This is a genomic window from Streptomyces sp. NPDC086554 (assembly GCF_040686095.1).
Taxonomy (GTDB): Bacteria; Actinomycetota; Actinomycetes; order Streptomycetales; family Streptomycetaceae; genus Streptomyces.
The window spans coordinates 119,111-139,072 of record NZ_JBFBJK010000007.1; the positions used below are offsets into that span (position 1 = coordinate 119,111).

A 19,962-nucleotide genomic window follows, 5' to 3' on the forward strand; every position below is an offset into this window, starting at 1 on the left:
CCCGTACGGCACCGGTGGCCACGCCCCGGCTACTTGGCCCCCTGGCCACCGGTGCCGTCGGCGTCCATCCGGGCGAGGTCGACCCGTGAGCGGATGCCCAACTTGCGGAAGATCTGGCGCAGATGGAAGCCCACGGTGTGCGGTGAGAGGAACATCTGGGTGGCGACCTGCCGGTTCGTCAGGCCCTGTGCCACCAGCGCGGCCACCGAGCGTTCGGTGACGGTCAGGCTCGCCCAGCCGAAGTCGGGGCGCTCCGCGTGCGTCCAGTGCCGGCGCCGCACCCCGCGTTCGCGCAGTTTGCGGCGTACGCGGGCCGCGTCCCGGCCTGCGTCCACCCGGGCGTATCCGGCCATGGCACGGTCCAGGGCGGCGACGGCCTCCTCCCTGTCCGCGTCGCCCCGCAGCGTGCCGAGGTCCTCGGCGGCGGAGGCGCGGGACCAGGCGTCGGGGTGCTCGTCCACCGCCCAGCGCAGCGCACCGGCGTCGGCCTCGTGCACCCCGCGGGCGTGCGCGGCGGTGACGAGCAGCGCGGAGACACCAGGGTTGTCCGCGGCGAGTGCGGCGATCAACCGGGCCGTCTCGTCGGCAAGTTCGGGGGTGCCCGCGGGGCGTGCCGCGCGGATCAGCCAGACCGCGGCCGTCGGTTCGTCGACGAGCAGCCGTGCGAGCGCCTCCGGGTCGCGGCGGACGTCGCCGAGTGCGGCACGTACGCCGTCGTGGTCGGCGCGCGCGGCGGCGACCTGCGCCGTGATCCAGTCGGCCCGCACCCGGCCCATCCGGGCCGCCTCCCCCTCGTACTCCCGTGCCGCGTCCCGCAGCCGCCCGGCCTGTTCATCGGCCGCGAGGATCTCACCCCGCCAGAGCGCCGCCTCGGCAAGGACGGTAAGACCGAGCGGCACGTGCAGGGGAACTCCCGCCTGCTCGGCTGCCGTGAGCCCGGCGGTGGCCAGCTCCGTCGCTTCCTGGGGCAGACCGCGGGCCAGCGCGGCACGCGATGCGAGGATCATCGAGGCACCGCGGAGCGCCCAAGTCCCGGACGCCGGCGCCTCTTCGGCGAGCGCATCGGTGACGGCGCCCGCCTCGTCGGCCTCCCGGAGCCTGCACAGCAGGGTGGCCAGGGTCAGCCGGGGCGGCAGATGCCAGGGTGCCGGGGCTCCGCTGTCGGCCCGTTTCACCGCCTCCCGCGCCAGGTTCAGCGCCTCGCCGGTGCGGCCCGCCGACCAGCGCAGCTCGGCCAGGGCGGCAAGGCGTCCCGGCGGCTGCTCGGAGTCGCCGCCCGCTTCGGCAGCCAGGTCGGTCCCGGTGGCCGGGTCCGCCGCACGGGCAGCGGCGGCCCCGTCCCGTGCCAGCTGCCCGAACACCCGGTTGGCCAGGGCCTCGTCGTGCGGCCAGGACGGCCCGGTGCTCCCGTCGAGGACCTGCTCGGCCGCGGCCACCGCCTCACCGCAGCGGCCCGAAAGCAGCAGCCCGGTGGACAGCCAGTGCCGCAGAAAGGTGCTCCGGTCCGGGGACATCGGCCGGGCCAGTGCATCGGTCGCCAGCGCGACGGCGCGCGGCAGCGGCCCCGCACGGGTGAGCGCCTCGACGGCGGTGTCCGTGACGGCGTCCGGCGCGGGCTCGGCGGGACCGGCGATCTCCAGGGCGCGCAGGGCGAGTTCGGCGGCCGGGCCCGGCTCGGATGCGACGATCTCGGCGGCCGCCCGGCCGAGCACGTCGACCGCGCGGCCGTCGCCGGACCGCGCGCCGTGCACGAGGTGGGTGGCCGCGGAAAGGAGGCCGCCGTCCCGCCCGAGGATCATGTCCGCGGCCTGCCGGTGCAGGGCGCAGCGCAGCGGTGAGGGGATCGTCGACAGGAGGGCGAGCCTGACCAGTTCGTGCCGGAAGGCCACGTTGTCGCCCTCGCAGACCAGGATGCGGGAGTCCAGCGCCTCCTGGAGCGCCGGCAGTACGCTCGCCACCGGGTCGGCCAGCATGTGGGACAGGTCGTCCGGTGCGCAGGACGGTCCGAGGACGGCCGCCACGTCGAGCAGCAGCCGGGTGGGCGCCCCGACCATGTCGAGGCGTTCGCGTACGAGCTTCCCGAACCGCCGTGGCGGGCGGCCCTGTTCGGCGTGCGGTGCGAAGTGGGCGGTGCCGTCGCTGATGTGCACCGCGCCGTCCTCGGCGAGCCCTTCGATCAGGGCGACGAGCGCGGCCGGATTGCCGTCAGCGCCGTCGGCAAGGGCGATCAGCTCCGGTGCGGGTACGGCGCCCAGCACCTCGGTGGCGATCTGCCGCACCGCCGGTCCTGGCAGCGGTCCCAGGCTGACGAGGTCCGCCCCCGCGGCCAGCCGCAGCTGGCGGAACAGCCGGTCGTCCGCCCGCGATCCGGCGCCCACGCGCCGCGCGAGGACCCACACCAGCGGCCGGGGCGCGAACCGCGAGACCAGCATGACCAGGGCCGCAAGGGTCGCCGGGTCCGCCCACTGGAGGTCGTCGATGACGACCGCGGTCGGCGCGCGGCGCAGCCGTTCCTCCACGTGCGAGCGGAGGTGGCCGATCAGCCGGGACACGGACGCGGTCCCGTCGGGCGATGTGTCGAGGTCGGCGCCGAGCGCCGCGGCGAGCGGGGCGAGCGGCACCGCGCTGCGCACCTCGTCGGCGGCGCCGCGGGCCACCGAGAGGCCGCGCGCCGAAGCGGCCTGCGCCACGTCGGCGAGGAGCCTGCTGCGGCCGGCGCCCGGCGGTCCCTCCACCAGGAGGATGCCGCCGCCGCCCGATCCCGCGGCGCGGTCGAGCAGTTCGCACAATCGCTCCCACTGCCGTTCGTGCCCGCACCAGAGGGCCCGCGAGTGCGGGTCCTGGCCGATGCCCGGTCCTTGGCGTCGTAACTCCGTGCAGACAGTCATGCTCCCGCCCCCCGTTCGCGCACTGCGGCCTTCGCGGGCCGGGAGCCGTGCGACTCCACGAGCCCTGACGACAGACCCCAGGCTGACCACCGCCTGTCAAGGAGCGCTCAGGCGACGCTGATGCGCCGCCCGCCGCGCTGCCACTCGGCCCACCGTGCCGCTCAACGCCGGGACTGCTCCCGGAACCGCTCCTCGGCGCCCCCGCCGTGCGCCGCGCCGCCACGCGGTCCGGCTGCGCCGCCGCGGTCCGACGGATCAGCGCGGCCCGTCGGGCTCAGCACCGGGACCCCTGCCGAAACCCGGTCCCGGCGCGCCACCCTCCTGCACCGCGCCCCCCGCGCGGTCCGTCGCGGCTCCCCTCGGCCCGTCGGTCTCAACGCCGGGACTCCTCCCGCAACCGCTCCTCGGCGCGCCACCCGCCATGCCCCCGCACGATCCGGTCGCGCAGCCGCGTGGTCCGTCGCGGCCCAGCGCGGCCCGACGGATCAGCGCGGCCCGTCGGCCTCAGCGCCAGGACTCCTCCCGGAACCGGTCCTCGCACCCCGTTGCGACCCGTGGCAGCGACGCGAGTGCCCGGTCCGATCCTCGCTCGGTGGCGTACTCCCTCACCAACTCCGAGAACCAGTACGTCCGTTGGTCGGGGGAAGCCCCCTCGGGCCCGGCGGCCTCGAGCAGTGACGCGTCGGAGAGGCGCATCAGCAGCAGCTCGGCGACGGCACTGTCGACGCCGAGCGTCCGCGCCGCCTGGGCCACGTCGAACCGGCGGCGCGGCATCAGCGCGAGGCGCAGCGCCATCGTCCGGGTCTCCTGGTCGAGCCTGCTGAAGCTCGCCTCGAACCGGCCGTACAGATCCAGGCCCACGGCGGCCAGTTCGGAGAGCCCGCACACGCCCTTGGCCGACTCGATCCCTTCGAGCACGGCGGAGACCTTGGCGTTGGGCAGCGCGGCGAGCCGCTCGCCGAGGAAGTTGACGGCCAGTGGAAGGCCCTCTACGAAGCGGACAAGGCCCTGGGCCGCGTCCGGTTCGGCGGCGATCCGCTCGCGGCCCACGTGCCGGGCGAGCAGGTCGACGCCGTCGGGGACGGCGAGCGGGCCGAGGCGCACGCTGCGGGCACCGGGAAGTCCGTAAAGGCGCGTACGTCCGGTGATGAGCACCGCGCAGCCCGTGCCGCCCGGCAGCAGCGGGTCGACCTGCGCCATCGAGTCGGCGTCGTCGAGCACGAGGAGCACACGACGGCCGGACGACCAGGTGCGGAACATCGCGATCCGCCCGGCGAGCGTGGTCGGCAGCTCCTCGGACGGCACCCCGATCCCGCGCAGGATCTGCTCCGTGCCGTCCATCGCGCTCAGCGGGACGGCCCGCGTGCCGCGCAGCGAGAGGAAGAGCTGGCCGTCGGGGTACTCCCGGCGGACGGTGTGGGCGAGGTGGACGGCGGTGGCCGTCTTGCCCACGCCAGGCATGCCGATGAGGGACACCAGCGGCATCGCGGTGTCGTTCGCACCGCCGCGCCGCAGCGTCCCGGCCAGCTCCCCGACGACCGCCTCACGGCCGATGAAGTCGACGCTGTCCCGGGGCAGTTGGGCGGGCGGTCCGACGGCGACCCAGCGGGCGGGGGCCGAGGTCCGTGCCTCGGGCGTCGACGGCGGGTCGAGGGTGGAGTCGGCGGCGAGCACGGCCTGCTGCAGCCGCTGGAGTTCGGGTCCGGGCTCAAGTCCGAGTTCCCTGATCAGATGCCGGCGCAGGTCCTGGAACACCTTCAGCGCCTCGCCACGCCGGTTGGACCGGTACAGGGCCAGGATCAGCTTCGCGTACACCCCCTCGTGCAGCGGCATCGCGGCGGCCAACGCCTTGAGTTCGGCGGTCAGTTGCTGGTGCCTGCCGAGCTGGAAGTCGGCTTCGATGCGCAGCTCCAGGGCGCGCATCCGGCTCTCCTCCAGCTCGGCTGCGTGCGGTTCGAGGTGTTCGCCGCAGTCCACATTGGCCAGGGCGCTGCCCCGCCACAGCGAGAGCGAGCGGGCGAGCATCCGTCCCGCGCGGGCCGGATTTCCCGCGGAGAGCGCCTCGCTGCCATCCTTCACCAGGGCGCGGAACGCGTTCAGGTCGACGGCGTTGCACGGCAGTTGGACGAGGTAGCCGTTCGGCCGGGTCAGCAGGCGACAGGGGTCGGCGCCGAGCTCCGGCTCCTCAAGGGCCCGGCGCAGTTCGTATATGTAGGTGTGCACGGCCCGAACCGCTTTACTGGGCGGCCGCATTCCCCACAACTCGTCTATCAGTTCCTTGGTCGACACCACTTGGTTGTGCCTCAGTATCAGGAGGGCCAGGGTCTTTCTCAGCTTTGGCGCACTCGGCGTTCGTACCTGATCGCCGGCGAGAACCTCGAAGTTCCCCAGGACCTGAAACCTCATACGGACTTCCCCCAAATCTTGCTCTTCACGTATCGGAGCGTATGCCGATTGGGATGGCAAATCGCAGCATACCGCGATCTACTTGATCAATAGAGGCAAGGTTGTTTTTGGCTGAATTCGGCCCTACACAGGGGTCCGTTGTCTTTTGTTCAGCGTTCGGGCCCGGCTGTCTGACGGACCTTCAGTTCAATCCTTTCGGGACCGTGAAAGACGATGTCGTCCGCGTACCGGACCCGCACATCGGTCGTGTCCACCTCAGAAAGTAATTCAAGGATGGACTGAAGCGCTTTGGTGGTCTCGACGCGGGCAAGGCCGTATCCCAGACAATGGTGGATCCCCATGCCGAAGCCGAAGTGCCGGCCGACGTCACGGCCGATCCTCAGCTCGTCGGGATCGGGGTAGCGCGCGGGGTCCCGGTTCGCGGAACCGAGGACCAGCGTGAGCTTGTCACCGCGGCGCACCTCGCGCCCGCCGACCCGCTCGTCCCGGTAGGCCCACCGGGTCACCATCTGCACCGGCGCGTCGTAGCGGATCAGTTCGTCCACGGCCCCGCTCAGCGCCTCGGGCCGCGCCCGCAGTTCGGCGAGGACCGCGGGGGCGTCGAGCAGCGCGAGCGCCGCCTTGGACACCACGTTGGACGTGGCCTCGTGCCCCGAGGTCAGCAGGTGCACACAGGTCCCCACCAGCGCGTCGTCCGTCAGCGGGCCGCTCCCGTCGTCGGCCGCGACCAGTTCGCCGATCAGGTCCTCACGGGGCGTGCGGCGCCGGTCGAGCACCGCCGTCCGGAAGTAGTCGTCGAGCCGGCCCGCCGCCTCCTCCGCCCGCGCGAGCCGGGCCGCCCGGTCGCCGGGGCGGAAGCTGCTCCCCTCGCGCAGCGCGAGCGCGTACCGGCGCAGCGCCTCCCGGTCCGCAGGGTCGACCCCGAGCACCTCAAGCACCACGAGCAGCGGCAGCGGGGCCGCGTAATCGTCGACCAGTTCGACCGTGGGCCGCCCGGCGAGACCCCGGGCGAGATCCGCGGTGATCCTGTCCACCGCCTCGTTGAGTTCACCACTGCGCAGCCGGTCCGCGAACCGGTCGGCGATCAGCGAACGCAGCCTCCCGTGCGCCGGCGGATCCATGAAAACGAGCCAGTTCTCGACACTCCTGGCAAGCCGCGGAAATCCCGGCGGGATGAGTGCGGGCGGCGGCCCTGATCCGCGGTATCCGACGGCGGCCCTGCGGCCGAAATGACGGCCGGTCAGCACCTGGGCCACATCGTCGTGGCGGAACACGAACCACTGCTGTTCCGGGGCGCCCGCGCGCCCCGGCAGCAAGTGGACGGGGTCGTTCTCCCTGAATTCCCGGTAGAGGGCGTACGGTTCCTCGATGTTCTTCCTGAGCCGTTCGAGAAAAGTCCCTTGCATCGGATTCCGTTCCCCAGGTCGGTATTACTCGCGCGTATCGAACTCCCGGAAGAAGTCCGCGTAGTACCGCATCAGTTCGGCCACCCGCGGCGGCAGCCCCGGCTGTTCTTCGGCCGATCGGGCCAGATGCGCGAAGCGCAGTGCTATGGACCGCCTCGCGACGTCGGGGCGGGCCAGGAAGCCGGGCTGCTCCTCCAGTTCGAAGGAGGGCCCCGCGGTCCTGCCGGGCCGCCCGGACGGCAGGGTGACGATCAGCTCGGCCAGCGGCCGCATCATGCCCGTCATCACGTCGATGGCGGCGTTCATCAGCTTCGACCGCCGCAGGCTCGCGTCCGCCGCGGAGCCGAAGTGCTGGATCATCAGCTGCTGCATCAGGAAGTACGAGCGGTTGAAGAGCACCATCGCCGACCGGGCCGCGGGCTCGGTCACCTGGTCGGCCGCGCCGCTCGCGGCGTGCAGCGTCGGGTTGCGCAGGACCGGGTAGGCGGGCGTCCAGGGCGCGCGCCGGTCGCCGGGGTCCTTCAGATGGCCCGCCATCAGGAGATCGGACATCCGAAGGAACGTGTCGAAGTGCGCTTCGCCGTCGGGCTTGGTCGTGTCGATGACTCCGCCCTCGCCGTGTTCGGTGACGAAGTCGATGGCGAACAGCGCGCTGCGTACGTCGTCGACCTCCAACTGGTAGTCGGGGTGGACCGCGTTGACCGACTCCCGCATGAACAGATGGTGTTCGCCGCCGCCCCGTCCGGGGTCGACGAGGAACAGGTCGGGCACCCGCCGGATGCCCTCCTTGATGGCTTCGTAGAGGTCGCTCAGCGAGTCGTACGGATAGAGCCCGCCCCCTGTGGAGGTGTTCGCGGCCGCCGGGTCGTCGGCGAGGCCGCGCCGCAGCGAGTGCGGCTGCTCCAGCTCGATGAACCGTTGCAGGCTGCTCAGTCCGAAGCCCTCCAGACAGAGCCCGAGGGGCAGCCGAAGACCGCTGTTGACGGTGGCGAAGTCGATGGCGGGGAGGTGGAAGGGCTGTCCCATGGCGGTGATGATGTTGTTGATGACCAGGAAGTGGATCATCTCTTCGCGGGCCACGTGCAGCAGGCTGCCGCGCATTCCGTTGCTGAGCGTCTCGCCGCCGTCCCCGCAGGCGAGCCGGAACTGCTCCTCGCTCCACTCGCCGCGCCGCACGTACTCCCGGCCCGCTTCGTACAGCGGGATGGACCAGGCGGCGTACAAGTACTGCATCATGACGGCCAGTTCGATGGTCGCCGCCTCGCGAAGACCGTCGTAGAGCTGTTGCCGCGTCGTGATGGCGCCCTCGCGGGCCCGTGCGGGCACGAAGGCGGGCGGGGCCGCGCGGCCGCTCTCGTCGGCGCGCAGATACTTCAGGAGCAGCCGGGTCTGCGGTCCTGTCATGTCGCGGGTGGGCGGCATGTAGAAGGTCTTGTCCTTGTTGCGCGGGTCGCACATCAGCCACATCAGGCGCGGATAGGTGGCCACCTTGCAGGCGTCCCGCAGGCTGAAGATCTCGTCCTTCATGAAGGAGTAGAGCAGTTCGTACGGGGCGAACACCTCGCGGTAGAGCAGCTCGGGCGTGATGGCGTCCTGCGGGATGTCGTCGAGGTGCCAGGTGTCGGGCAGCGTACGGACCGCAATGGCGCCCATCGCGGGCCAGTAGCCGAGCAGGTCGTCGTTGTCGTAGCCACGGGCGGCTGATCCCGGTTCTGCGGGGTCGCAGGGCGGCGGTTCGGCGGCAGGCCGGAACAGCAGCCGGGCCGCTCCGGGAGCCGCGGACCGCAGGGTGAGGCGGCCGCGTCCCTCGCGGTCGGTGGCGATGACGCAGCTCGCGGCGTACGGGCCCGTGTCGTAGAGGCCGCCGGGCCGCAGGTCAAGCGTCCGGATGTCGGTGCTCCTGGCCCGGGGCGCGCTGGCGCGCGGATCGGCGGGCAGCGCCCTCGGGTTGAAGTACTGCTCGACCCTCAGATCGCGCACGGCCGCGGGACGCCCGAGGCGGTACGTACGGATCTCCACCTCGACGGCGTGGCTCTCGCCGGTCCTGCGGTCGGGGTGCTCCAGGAAGAGGCTCGCGTCGTCGACGGCGACCGTCGTCTCCTCCTCGGTGAGCAGCACCACGGGCGGCCCGCCGTCCCGCAGCCCGGTCAGGACCAGCGGCTCGTCGGTGCGGCCCCGCTCCACGGGTACGGTGACGAGCCCGCCGGACACATCGGCGTCCCCCAGATACGCCGCCCTCGGGACGCGGGCCACGAGCCGGCCCGAGTGACTGGTGCGCAACTCCAGGTCGCCGACGTCCAGTCGGGGGCCGAGCCGGTGAAGGGGGCCGGGGCCCGGCTCGGGGCTGCGGGACTCGACGGGCACGGCGGTGATCAGGTCAAGGGTGGCGTGCTCGTCGGTCACCTCGACCGCCGCGCTGTGCAGTGGACCGGGGGTGCGGCGGGCGCTGAGCAGCCGCCCCACGGGGCAGTTGCGGGGCTCGTCGCGGTGCCAGGGCGCGATCGTGCCCCTCAACTGCCAGAAGTCCGGGGCGTCTTCGGCCTGTGGCGTCGCCATGTTGCTGAGCGCGAACCGCACGAGGAGGCCGTCGGCGCCGCCGCCCGTGGTGCGCTCCCGCAGCAGCCGTGCCGCTTCGGACGACTCCGCCTCGTCCAGCCATTCCAGGCCCTCTTCGCGGTCCACGGCGAACTGGTGCACCACGGAGCGGCTGAACCGCGCGTCCGGTGGCCGCCCTTCGGCCGGACGCACGTACCGGGGGTTCTGCCGGTGCGGTGGCTGCATGCCGCGCACGTCCCCGACCGCCATGTAGCCGACGTCGTGGGAGCGGCCGAGCCTGCCGAAACAGAACTGGCCGATCATCAGGGTGGTGGTCCAGTTCGACGCGGGGTCGACGTCGAGGACACGGGCCCGGTTGTACGTCGTGGCCAAGTAGTCGTTGTAGTGGCCCCACATGTCGACGTGCCGGCCGACCACCGCGTCGGTGGTGTCGATCTCGCCGGGGGCGCGCTCCCAGCCGCGGACGGTAGCGTCCACCCAGAAGTGCCCGTTGCCCCCGAAGTTGTGACCCTTGGCGCCGATCCGGCCGAGGTGGTCGTGGTACTCCCCCACCGGGCCGTCCACGGGGTAGGGCCCGTCCTCCGTCACGGCCTGATTGCGGGCCAGGTCGTAAAGGCCGCCCCGCGGCCCGGTGGGCAGCCGGGTCACCGCGGTGCCGGCGAAGTGCAGCCGGGGGACGTCGAAGACGCTCACTCAATCCTCCGCATCGTCGTGCCGTTGGGGTGGCCCCTGGACGTAGGCGTCCATGGCCTTGACCGCACCGAGCGCCGACTCGATCGCTCCGTTGATCCACGCGGGGCAGGATGAGCAGTGCTCACCGGCGAAGAAGAGACGGCCTTGCGGCCGTGCCGCGCGACGGCGCTCGACGGTCCGCGCGGCCGCGTCCTTGCCCCAGCGGCGCGAGGTGCACCCCTGGCTCCAGGGGTTGCGCCCCCAGGCGACGCTCACGGAGTCGAGCACCATGCCCGGTTCCTTCAACTCGGGGTGCAGCGGGGCGAGTTCCTCGACGACGGCCTCGGGGCGCCGCGCCTTCGGCAGGCTGCCGAGCAGATCGGCGTCCTCGGCGATCGCGTAACTGCCCAGGAGTACGGCGCCGCGCCCCGGCCCCGCGTCGCGCGGCGGGTAGTAGGTCTGCCGGGTCCGTCCGCCGGTGGCGGAGGCTCCGCCGAGAATGCCGTCGCGTTCCCAGAACGCCTCCCGGCAGTGCAGCACCACCTTGGTCGCCGCCCCGTACTCGACGGAGCGGATGATGTCGCGCTTGTCCTCGTCGAACCCGTCGAGGTCGAGGCCGCGCAGCACGGAGAACGGCAGCGTGCACAGGGCCAGCGGGTACGCCATCGTCCGCGTGCCGCGCCGGGTGCGCACCCGGATGTCGACGCCGCCGGTCCTGACGCCGAGCCCCGTCACCTCCTGGCGCCGCAGGACCGGTCCGCGCAGCGACGCGGCGAGCCGGTCGGTGAGCTGGGCCATGCCGCCGCTGAGGTACCACAGGCCTGGGCCCGTCTCGACGAGGATGTCGTCGAGGAATCCCTCAAGCCGTCGCCCGCAGCCCGCCCGCAGTCCGGGGTGGTCACGGAAGACCTGGCCGAGGTCGATCCGGTCCTCGGCGGGGCCGCGCAGATACGGCGCGAGGTCGACCCCGTCGGCGAGGTCGAGCAGTCCCGCGAGGTCCCCGACCAGTCCGTCCCGCAGCTCTCCGGGGCCGAGCACCCGGACGGTGGCCGCGAGCCACGCCCCGAAGACGACGGTCGCGGGGCGGTATCGGCCGACGGGCAGGTCCCTGCGCAGGTCCTCCACTACGGGCCCGGCCGCCTCCCGGACTCTGACGAACCCCCGCCCGGTGGGCAGGTAGTTGTTCTCGTCGCTCAGGATCGTCGAGAAGGGGCGCAGCGCGGACTCCAGACCCAGCTTCGCCACGTACCGCATGGTCAAGGTGTGGGTCTGAGGGATCCGCATGGCGCCGAGCTCCGCGTACGCCGCGTCGTCCCCGGCGCCGAAGCGGTGGGTGTGGATGCGGCCGCCGATCCGTTCGCTGCCCTCGAGCACGGCCACGCGGTGGCCGAGACGCTCCAACTCGTGGGCCGCCACCAGGCCCGAGATCCCGGCACCGATGACCACGGCGCCGCCGGTCCGCCTTCCGCTCGATATCAACACGGGAGCCGAGTCTGCTGCTTGGCACGCGGCCGCCACATCCCCCACCGCGCGGCCCGTACCCGTGAATCGTCCGGCTCGTACTACCCCGGCCCGTGACCGTGCGTGGCGGCATCCCGCGCGGCCGCATGGGTTCTGCCGGACCGTACCGTTGTCCGCGTCACCCCCGCACACCCGGTGCCTAGCATCGAGCCGCTCCGCGCCATGAGCGATGTGCGAACGATCTGCAGGCGAACGATCTAAGGGGGGAGTCCCGCAGTGGACCGCAGGATCAAGAAGATCGTCATTCTCGGCGGCGGCACGGCCGGCTGGATGACCGCCGCCTATCTGGCGAAGTCACTCAGGAACACCGCCGCCATCACCGTGCTCGAAGCTCCCGGCATACCACGCATCGGTGTCGGCGAGGCGACCGTGCCCAACCTCCAGAAGGTCCTGTTCGACCATCTCGGCCTGGCGGAGGAAGAGTGGATGCCCGAGTGCAACGCGTCCTTCAAGATGGCGGTCAAGTTCATCAACTGGCGTACCGAGGGCGAGGGGCAGCCCCAGGGGCGCACGCTCGACGGGCGGCCCGACCACTTCTACCACCCGTTCGGCATCCTGCCCGAGCACGACGGCCTTCCGCTGTCGCACTACTGGGTCCATGAGCGGCAGCGGGGCGCGACGGATCTGCCGTACGACTACTCCTGTTTCCGCGAACCGCCGCTGATGGACGCGAAGACGGCTCCCCGCAGGTTCGACGGCGAACGGGTCACCCGCTACGCCTGGCACTTCGACGCGCATCTCGTGGCGGACTTCCTGCGCCGGTACGCGACCGACAAGCAGGGCGTGCTGCACGTCCAGGACGAGATGACCGAAGTGCACCGGGACGAGCGGGGGTTCATCACCGGGCTCGGCACCAAGAGCGGCACGCTGCTCGACGGCGACCTGTTCGTCGACTGCTCCGGCTTCCGGGGTCTGCTGATCAACCAGGCGATGGCGGAGCCCTTCGTCGACATGAGCGACCACCTGCTGTGCAACAGCGCGGTCGCCTCCGCGGTGCCGCACGACGACGCGGCGCACGGCGTCGAGCCCTACACCTCGGCGATCGCCATGAAGTCGGGCTGGACCTGGCGCATTCCGCTGCTCGGGCGGTTCGGCACCGGATACGTCTACTCCCGCGAGTTCACCGGCCAGGACGAGGCCACCGAGGACTTCTGCCGGCTGTGGGACCTGGACCCCGAGCAGGCCCCGCTGAACCATGTGCGGTTCCGGGTCGGGCGCAACCGGCGTGCCTGGGTCAAGAACTGCGTGAGCATCGGCCTGTCGTCCTGCTTCCTCGAACCGCTCGAATCGACGGGGATCTACTTCATCACCGCGGCCATCTACCAGCTCGCGAAGCACTTCCCCGACAAGCGGTTCGAGCCGGTGCTCAGCGACCGCTTCAACGCCGAGATCGAGGCGATGTTCGACGACTCCAGGGACTTCCTGCAGGCACACTTCGCGCTCGCGCCGCGCAACGACACCGAATTCTGGCGGGCCAACAAGGAGTTGAAGCTCTCCGACCAGATCCAGGAGAAGATCGCCATGTACCGGGCGGGGCTGCCCGTCAACGCACCGACCGCCGGCGAGAGCGAGTACTACGGCAACTTCGACGCGGAGTTCCGCAACTTCTGGACCAACGGCAGCTACTACTGCATCTTCTCCGGTCTGGGCCTGCAGCCCGAGCACCCGCTGCCCGCGCTGCTGCACCGCACCGAGTCCCTGGAGGGGGCACGTCCCCTCTTCGCGAAGGTCGAGGAGGAGCAGCGCGCGCTGCTCGCGACGCTGCCATCGCACCACGACTATCTGAGCCGCCTGCACAGCGCATGAACGGGCGCAGGCAGACCGGGCCCGTCGAAGGCGACCGCTACCGGACCCTGATGAGCGGCTTCCCGACCGGTGTCGCGGTGGTGACGGGCATCGACGAGCTCGGGGAGCCGCGCGGGGCGACCTGCTCCGCGCTGTGCAGCGTGACCATGGTCCCGCCGACGGTCCTGGTCTGTCTCACCGCGGGCAGCAGCACCCTGGCGGCGGTGCGGGAGCGGGGCTGGTTCGCGCTGAACCTGCTGCACGCCGGGGCCCGGACGGCGGCGGAGGTCTTCTCCTCCCCCGTCGACGACCGGTTCGCCCGGGTGCACTGGAAGCGCCTGGGCCCCGTGGGCCTGCCCTGGCTGGCCCACGACGCGTTCGCCGTCGCCGAGTGCCGCGTCAGCGAACTCACCACCGTGTCCACGCACACCGTCGTCTTCGGGGAGGTGATGAACGCCGAACTCGCCGACGAACCGCCGCAGCCGCTGCTGTACGGGCTGCGCAGGTTCGCCGCCTGGCCGGGTGAGCCGTGAAGTCACCCAGCGGCAGTGGGATAGCGGTGGAACGCACCGGACACCACACCCAGTTCCGGCCGCCACCCGTGCAGTACGGCAGCCGACGGCGCGAAGAGCTCGGCCGGTACGTCCTGGGGCGCGAACCAGGCCCACCGCTCGATCTTGTCCGGCTCGCGCACCGCGGCCGGGGCGCCCGAATCCGTCGTCACGACTGCCCCGGCCGTCACCCGGGTCACTCCGCGCTCCCCGTCCACGAAGAACGCGCCGATCCGGACATCCTCCGCATCCACCGAAAGACCGGTCTCCTCGGCCAGTTCACGCACCGCCGCGCCCTCGAAGCTCTCACCGGGGTCGACCTTGCCGCCCGGCAACTCCCAACGCCCGTCATGCCCGAGCCCGAGCAGCACACGCCCGCTCGCGTCGAGGACGACAACACCGACACCGACAAGCCCGTGCGGCGTGGGAAAGGCCCGCTCGGGCCGCTCCGCGGGCGAGGTACTGCTGCTCATGTGCCGTGCCTTTCTCCGTGGCTGGGGACGACACAAGGACAGTACGCAGGACAGGGAACCGGCCCCGGATCGGGTCCGGCAGTGGCGTGGTGGAATGTCGCGGCACGCAAGAAACGTACGGAGCAGGGGAAATTCGGGATGGCCGGTTCATCGAGGCCGAAGCGGCGCAGGGCCACACCGTCGGCGCTCCCGGTTCAGCCGCGCACTCCCCGGCGGCGACAGGAGCAGAAGCCGGCCGGGAAGAAGGGCAAGGGAGGAACCGGGGACAAGGACAAGAGCACCATTGTCCTGGCCCCACATCACGGCTTGCGTCCTCGGCCTGATGGGGGCCGCGATCGGCACCTTCTTCTGGACCGCTCCCCTGTGGGCCGACCTCGCACCGCACTGGCCGGATGAGGGTTACGGCTTCTCCGTCACACGCGGTGCAGCCGCTGCGCGCCGTCGGCGTGGAGGTGGAGTACGGCGGCCCGCTGGGCGAGCTGGCCCGACCGAAGCCGGACGACCGGACGACCGGACGAGCGAGGCCATCGGATTCGGTGTGGCGATCGTCGTCCTGCTGATCGGTTTCGGCAGTGTCCTCGCCGCGCTGCTGCCCCTGGTGACCGCGCGCTGATCTCGCCGACCCTTGCGACGATGATCGGGCTCGACGTCGGGATCCACTACCCGCCTTTCCTGGTCACCCGCCACCGCCAGAACCTGCTCGCCCAGGACCCCTCGACGGCGGCCGGGTACACGGTGGCGACGAGCGGCCGGGTGGTGCTGGTCACCGGATGCACGGTGATCATCGCCCTGTCCGGGCGCCGCGGTCACCGCCGTCACGGCCGTACTCGGCGCGCTGACGCTGGTCCCGGCGCTCCTCGGCCTCATCGGGCGGCGGATCGACAAGCTGCGCGTGCGTTGTTCCAGTACCAGGCGGGCCCCCGGTCGTCGTACCGGCTGATCTCCTCCAGTTCGAACACCTTGGTCTGCCCGAACTCGGGCGGCAGTTCGAGCACCGGCGTGCCGGACGACAACGGCGCGGTGAGGCTGCGGATGCTGACGTCGGCTCAGACCTGCCTGCATCCTGAAGCCACCGGCAGGTCCGCACAAGCGCCCGGCACCTATCCGACGCGCTCGATCCGCGCCTTGCGGATCAGGAACTTCCCTGCCTCGCGCACCTCCTCGAACGCCGCGTTGTTCAGCAGTACACAGCTGCCCGACGCCGAAGTGACCTCCACCGTGGTGGACTTGGAGTTGTCCAGGTTCGTCACCTTCAGCTGCGTACCGACGGGGAACTCGTTGCTGGACGCGGCCGGCGCACCGTCCTCGCCGGACAGCGTGACGGTGGAACCGGCGCAGACGACCTCACCCTCCACGCCCGCATCTCCGCCGTCCCCGGGCGGGGCCGTGGCCGTGGCCGTGGCATCACCACCCGGCTCCTCCCCCGGCGGCTGAGCAGCATCCCCACCGGCACCTGCTCCTTCGCCGACCTCGGCACCCTTGCCCGCGCCCGCTCCGGCCTCCGCACCCGCCCCGGCCTCACCGTCCGCACCCGCGTCGCAGCCCGACGCCGCTTGCTTCCGCCTGATCTCCTCGATCACCGCTTCCCTATTGGCGATCCGCGCCGCGGACTGGGCGTCGGGGTTGGCTCGCTGACCCGCGATGAACTCCTCGTTGTTGTTCAGCGCGGTGGCAAGCCCGTCACACGCTCCCGAGGCCTGGCTCGTACCGGTCATCACCACCGCGGTTCCCGCCACCAGCGCGGCGGCGCCCACCATGAGGGCGACCTTCTTCTTACGGGTGAGGGTCTTCTTGCGCGACACGTGCGACTCCTGTCCCCAGCGGTGTACGACACCGCCGGATGGGTTTCCGTGTGCCATCACGTACGCGCAGCAGGCCCATTCGTCTCAACCGCCCCACCAACAACTTCCGTATCAGAGAGGCGAATGCGCGCCTCAACGGGCAAGGCAGGCCAGGGAGAGCAGCAAGTGGGCGGATTCCGCATGGCAGAAGTCGGAGTGCGCACCGGCCGGATTCCACAACCGGCCACGGCGGTAGCGCCAGTGTGCGTCGATGTTGACGAGTCGGTGGTCGAGTTCATGCCGGCGGTAGGGGACTTCGAGGCGGCGCAGCGGCAGTGATCCGATGCACTCGGGCGGTTCGGCCACTCCGGCGTATCCGATCCCCGGTGTCCCTTCGGCCCATCGGTGCCACAGGCCCGTCGCCCGGTCCGCACGTGAATGCGTCAGCACCACGGGGCCATTGATCGGTGCGTCGTGGAGAATGCGCCGGAACCGGTCGGTGAAGATGCCGGGCGAGGCAGCCATCTGCACCCCCATGCCGGTCAACGATACGGCGGAGTGGGCCAGTTGGTGTCATCGGCGGCGGTGAGACCAACGAGCGGTATCGCGGCTCGATCGCGGGCCCTCGATCGGTGGTGCCATGTCGGAGCGCTGTCGGGGACTGTCGGTCGGATGTCGGTGGCTCGTCGGCGGGGGCTGGCACCTTTCCAGGGACGGGCGGCCGGAGCTCACCGGCGGCCCGATCCCGAAGGAGCCACTATGCACACCCCAGTCACGATCATCGGCGCCGGACTCGGCGGACTCACGCTCGCCCGCGTCCTGCACGTTCACGGCATCCCGGTCACGGTGTACGAGGCCGATTCCTCCCCCACGGTGCGCGCGCAGGGCGGATTGCTCGACATCCACGACTACAACGGGCAGCTCGCCCTCAAGGCGGCCGGGCTGATGGACGAGTTCCACGCCATCATCCTGGAGGGCCGCCAGGCTCTGCGGGTCCTCGACCGGGACGGGACCGTGCTGCTCGACCGGGCCGACGACGGCACGGGCGGTCGCCCCGAGGTGCAGCGCGGCGACCTGCGACAGGTCCTGCTCGACTCGCTCCCGGCAGGCACCGTGCGGTGGGGGCACAAGGTCAGCCGTACCCGTGCCCTCGGCGAGGGCCGCCACGAGGTGACGTTCGCCGACGGCGGCACCGTCGTCGCCGGCCTGCTGGTCGGCGCGGACGGCGCGTGGTCACGGGTCCGGCCGCTGCTGTCCACGGCCACACCCGAGTACGTCGGCAAATCGGTCGTCGAGACCTACCTGTTCGACGCCGTCACACGGCACCCGGCCGCGGCGCAAGCGGTCGGCGGCGGGATGCTGATCGCTCCTTCGCCGGGCAGGGAGATCTTCGCCCACCGGGAGAAGGACGACACTCTGCACGCCTACGTGGGCCTCTCCGAGCCGCGGGACTGGTTCGCCGCCGTCGATTTCGCCGATGCCGCCGCGGCCACCGCGCGGATCGCGCAGGAATTCGACGGCTGGGCGCCGGAGCTCACCGCGCTGATCACCGACAGCGACGTCGCGCCGGTCCTGCGCCCGCTCTACGCTCTGCCGGCCGCGCACCGGTGGGACCGGGTGCCGGGGGTGACCCTGCTCGGCGACGCCGCGCACCTCTCGGCTCCCAACGGCGAGGGCGCCAACCTGGCCATGCTCGACGGCGCGGAACTCGGCACGGCCCTCGCCGCACACCCCGACGACATCGAGACGGCACTCACCGAGTACGAGCAGGCCCTGTTCCCCCGCAGCGCCGAGGCCGCCACCGACGAGATGCCCGGGCTCGACTCCGCCGACAACACACCCCAGGCCCTGATCAGCATGTTCACCGAGCAGGGCCAATGAGCCCCGCAACCCCTACGCGCGGCCCGCGGCCAGGTCCATCAGGCGGGCCAGGACGCGGCCGCCCGACGCGGCGACTCCGTCGTGCTCCCACTCGTTGGTGACCCAGACCCGGGTGGCGCCGACTTCGCGCGCCGTGCGCAGGGAGAGTTCCGCGTCGACGTACATGTCGTCGTGGTAGACCACCGCGGCCAGGGGGACCTGGTTGGCGGCCAGGCGGTGCGGGTCGTAGAGCGGGGGCCAGTCGCCGCGGTGGGCCAGGAGATCCGCCGCCTCCGCGAAGGGCCTCAGGCCCCTGATCTCCCGGAACATCCAGGGGTAGATCATTTCGCCGGTGAGCAGGAGGGGGTCCGCTTCCTCGGCGAACTCGGGGAAGCCCGCGAGTGAGCGGGACGCCGCCCAGGCGCTCGGGGTGGCCCCTTGTCCGTACAGCGTCTCCTGCATCACGGCGAAGAGCGGATTGTCGGTGAAGCCGGTCAGGGCCTCGACCTGATGGAGGAAGGTGTCCGTCAACTCGCCTTCCGCATCCAGGGATTCGTCGAGCAGCCAGTGGATCCGCTCGAAGCCGTCGCCCATGCCGAGGGCGAGGCCGAGGGTGCGCAGACGGCGGGTGGTGAGGCGGTCCCCGCCTGGCAGCCGGATGTCGTCCGCCGTCAGAAGGTCGGCGATCTTGCGGAGGCGCGGGGCATCGTGCGGGTAGCGGGTGTAGTGGTCGATGCCCCGTTCCCGCACCCGTGGGTAGGTGCGGGCGTACACGTCGTCGGCGGTCGCCGTGAGACCCGGAAGACCGCCGGTGACGTAGCAGGCCCGCAGGCCCTCCGGGGAGCGCGAGAGGTACGTCAGGGTGATGAAGCCGCCGTAGCTCTGGCCGAGCGTCTCCCAGGGCTCGTCGCCGCACAGTTGACGGCGTATCAGTTCCGCGTCGGCCACGATCGCGTCGGCGCGGAAGTGGGCCAGATACGCGGCCAGTTGAGCCGCGGAGGCGCACCGGGACGCGGTGCGCGCGGTGACCGGCGTGGAGCGCCCGGTGCCGCGCTGGTCGAGCAGCAGCACCCGGTGCGTCTTGAGCGCCCGGGGCAGCCAGCCCGGTGAACCGGCCGAAGGGCGGGGCGACTTACCGCCAGGGCCGCCCTGCAGATAGAGCAGCCAGGGCAGTTGTTCACGGCTGCGGCCCTGCTCGACGACCTCGCGCGCGAACACCTCGATGGTCGGGCCGTGCGGGACCGAGTGGTCCAGCGGGACCGTGAAGCAGTGGTCGGTGGTGGCGTACGCCGGGTTCATGGGTCCCTTTCACGAGGAATGTCGCGGAGAGACCTCAGCGAGATCTCAGGAAGAACTACCGCCGCCGGCCCACAGAGAGCGGATATGACCCAGGTGCTTGGCCATGCACTTCTCGGCCGCCTTCGCGTCGCCGGCGAGCATCAGGTCGAGGAGCTCCAGGTGCTCCTCGGCCGAGGGGATCAGTTCGCCGCGCTCGTCCAGGGCGTCGAGCCCGTACAGACGGGACCGCTTGCGCAGATCGCTGACGGTCTCGACCAGACGGTCGTTGCCGCTGAGCCCGAGGAGCGAGAGGTGGAACTGCCGGTCGGCGTCCAGATAGCCGATGAGGTCGTGGTCACGGGCCGCCCGGACGATCTCCTCGGCGACCGGGCGCAGCGCCTCGAGGTCCTCGCGCGCCGCACTGCGGGTGACCATTCCGATCGTGGGGATCTCGATCAGCGCCCGGATCTCGGTGCACTGGTCGAGGTCGCGCTCGTCGACCTCGGTGATCCGGAAGCCCTTGTTGCGGACGGGCTCGACCAGACCCTCGCGGGCCAGGTCGAGCATCGCCTCGCGTACGGGCGTCGCGGAGATGCCGAAGTCCTCGGCGAGCGTGGGCGCCGAGTACACGGCGCCGGGCCGCAGCTCGCCGGAGATCAGGGCGGCTCGCAGGGCGTGGGCGACCTGGTCGCGCAACCGCTCCCGGTTGGCGTTGAGGTCGCGGTTCTTCAGGTGCCCCATGCGAGGGTGGTCCCTTCGTTCTGGTCCGGACCACCACCGTACAA

13 protein-coding genes and 2 pseudogenes are annotated in these 19,962 nt (G+C 71.6%); 4 read left to right on the forward strand and 11 right to left on the reverse strand.

Going from position 1 to position 19,962, the window contains the following annotated elements; genetic code table 11:
* Positions 1 to 29: 29 nt before the first annotated feature.
* The 5 genes from AB0O76_RS13580 to AB0O76_RS13600 form a co-directional block, all read right to left on the reverse strand.
* Positions 30 to 2,888, reverse strand: coding sequence for an AAA family ATPase (locus tag AB0O76_RS13580; protein ID WP_365489230.1), 2,859 nt, complete (start codon positions 2,886 to 2,888; stop codon positions 30 to 32).
* Positions 2,889 to 3,392: 504 nt separating this feature from the next.
* Positions 3,393 to 5,294 (reverse strand): BTAD domain-containing putative transcriptional regulator, encoded by a 1,902-nt coding sequence (locus AB0O76_RS13585; protein WP_365489232.1) that lies wholly within the window; start codon positions 5,292 to 5,294, stop codon positions 3,393 to 3,395.
* A gap of 149 nt (positions 5,295 to 5,443) precedes the next feature.
* Complete coding sequence (locus AB0O76_RS13590; protein WP_365489235.1) at positions 5,444 to 6,700, reverse strand: cytochrome P450; 1,257 nt, start codon at positions 6,698 to 6,700, stop codon at positions 5,444 to 5,446.
* Between the two features lie 24 nt (positions 6,701 to 6,724).
* Positions 6,725 to 9,949 carry a ferritin-like domain-containing protein gene (locus tag AB0O76_RS13595; RefSeq protein WP_365489238.1) on the reverse strand — a complete coding sequence of 1,075 codons (3,225 nt, stop codon included), beginning with the start codon at positions 9,947 to 9,949 and terminating at the stop codon, positions 6,725 to 6,727.
* Positions 9,950 to 11,410: an NAD(P)/FAD-dependent oxidoreductase gene (locus AB0O76_RS13600; protein WP_365489241.1), complete on the reverse strand. Its 1,461-nt coding sequence runs from the start codon at positions 11,408 to 11,410 to the stop codon at positions 9,950 to 9,952.
* 255 nt (positions 11,411 to 11,665) lie between these two features.
* On the opposite strand from AB0O76_RS13600, the gene AB0O76_RS13605 reads away from it, so the two are divergent.
* Both AB0O76_RS13605 and AB0O76_RS13610 read left to right on the forward strand, forming a co-directional pair.
* Positions 11,666 to 13,255: a tryptophan halogenase family protein gene (locus AB0O76_RS13605; protein WP_365489244.1), complete on the forward strand. Its 1,590-nt coding sequence runs from the start codon at positions 11,666 to 11,668 to the stop codon at positions 13,253 to 13,255.
* Positions 13,252 to 13,767 (forward strand): flavin reductase family protein, encoded by a 516-nt coding sequence (locus AB0O76_RS13610; protein WP_365489247.1) that lies wholly within the window; start codon positions 13,252 to 13,254, stop codon positions 13,765 to 13,767. The genes AB0O76_RS13605 and AB0O76_RS13610 overlap by 4 nt, the downstream gene beginning before the upstream one ends.
* A 2-nt stretch (positions 13,768 to 13,769) precedes the next feature.
* On the opposite strand, the gene AB0O76_RS13615 is transcribed toward AB0O76_RS13610, so the two are convergent.
* The gene (locus AB0O76_RS13615; protein ID WP_365489250.1) at positions 13,770 to 14,258 is read right to left on the reverse strand and encodes an NUDIX hydrolase; all 489 of its coding nucleotides are present in this window, start codon (positions 14,256 to 14,258) and stop codon (positions 13,770 to 13,772) included.
* A gap of 419 nt (positions 14,259 to 14,677) precedes the next feature.
* On the opposite strand from AB0O76_RS13615, the pseudogene AB0O76_RS13620 reads away from it, so the two are divergent.
* Positions 14,678 to 15,156: pseudogene (locus tag AB0O76_RS13620) on the forward strand (MMPL family transporter); the annotation flags it as partial.
* On the opposite strand, the pseudogene AB0O76_RS13625 reads toward AB0O76_RS13620, so the two are convergent.
* The 3 genes and pseudogenes from AB0O76_RS13625 to AB0O76_RS13635 all read right to left on the reverse strand — a co-directional run.
* Positions 15,146 to 15,292 (reverse strand): annotated as a pseudogene (locus tag AB0O76_RS13625) (cyclase family protein); the annotation flags it as partial. The pseudogenes AB0O76_RS13620 and AB0O76_RS13625 overlap by 11 nt on opposite strands.
* Before the next feature lie 66 nt (positions 15,293 to 15,358).
* Positions 15,359 to 16,060: a hypothetical protein gene (locus tag AB0O76_RS13630; RefSeq protein ID WP_365489253.1), complete on the reverse strand. Its 702-nt coding sequence runs from the start codon at positions 16,058 to 16,060 to the stop codon at positions 15,359 to 15,361.
* 132 nt (positions 16,061 to 16,192) lie between these two features.
* Complete coding sequence (locus AB0O76_RS13635) at positions 16,193 to 16,576, reverse strand: hypothetical protein (protein ID WP_365489256.1); 384 nt, start codon at positions 16,574 to 16,576, stop codon at positions 16,193 to 16,195.
* Between the two features lie 222 nt (positions 16,577 to 16,798).
* On the opposite strand from AB0O76_RS13635, the gene AB0O76_RS13640 reads away from it, so the two are divergent.
* Positions 16,799 to 17,920 (forward strand): NAD(P)/FAD-dependent oxidoreductase, encoded by a 1,122-nt coding sequence (locus AB0O76_RS13640; RefSeq protein WP_365489258.1) that lies wholly within the window; start codon positions 16,799 to 16,801, stop codon positions 17,918 to 17,920.
* 12 nt (positions 17,921 to 17,932) lie between these two features.
* On the opposite strand, the gene AB0O76_RS13645 is transcribed toward AB0O76_RS13640, so the two are convergent.
* The gene (locus tag AB0O76_RS13645) at positions 17,933 to 19,198 is read right to left on the reverse strand and encodes an alpha/beta fold hydrolase (RefSeq protein WP_365489261.1); all 1,266 of its coding nucleotides are present in this window, start codon (positions 19,196 to 19,198) and stop codon (positions 17,933 to 17,935) included.
* Between the two features lie 45 nt (positions 19,199 to 19,243).
* Complete coding sequence (locus tag AB0O76_RS13650) at positions 19,244 to 19,918, reverse strand: GntR family transcriptional regulator (RefSeq protein WP_365489264.1); 675 nt, start codon at positions 19,916 to 19,918, stop codon at positions 19,244 to 19,246.
* Positions 19,919 to 19,962 lie beyond the last annotated feature (44 nt).

Excerpts from the sequence above, each read along its gene's own strand:
- AB0O76_RS13580 (WP_365489230.1), bottom strand. The coding sequence starts at position 2,888 with ATGACTGTCTGCACGGAGTTACGACGCCAAGGACCGGGCATCGGCCAG.
- AB0O76_RS13585 (WP_365489232.1), bottom strand. The coding sequence starts at position 5,294 with ATGAGGTTTCAGGTCCTGGGGAACTTCGAGGTTCTCGCCGGCGATCAG.
- AB0O76_RS13590 (WP_365489235.1), bottom strand. The coding sequence starts at position 6,700 with ATGCAAGGGACTTTTCTCGAACGGCTCAGGAAGAACATCGAGGAACCG.
- AB0O76_RS13610 (WP_365489247.1), top strand. The coding sequence starts at position 13,252 with ATGAACGGGCGCAGGCAGACCGGGCCCGTCGAAGGCGACCGCTACCGG.
- AB0O76_RS13615 (WP_365489250.1), bottom strand. The coding sequence starts at position 14,258 with ATGAGCAGCAGTACCTCGCCCGCGGAGCGGCCCGAGCGGGCCTTTCCC.
- AB0O76_RS13635 (WP_365489256.1), bottom strand. The coding sequence starts at position 16,576 with ATGGGGGTGCAGATGGCTGCCTCGCCCGGCATCTTCACCGACCGGTTC.
- AB0O76_RS13640 (WP_365489258.1), top strand. The coding sequence starts at position 16,799 with ATGCACACCCCAGTCACGATCATCGGCGCCGGACTCGGCGGACTCACG.
- AB0O76_RS13645 (WP_365489261.1), bottom strand. The coding sequence starts at position 19,198 with ATGAACCCGGCGTACGCCACCACCGACCACTGCTTCACGGTCCCGCTG.
- AB0O76_RS13650 (WP_365489264.1), bottom strand. The coding sequence starts at position 19,918 with ATGGGGCACCTGAAGAACCGCGACCTCAACGCCAACCGGGAGCGGTTG.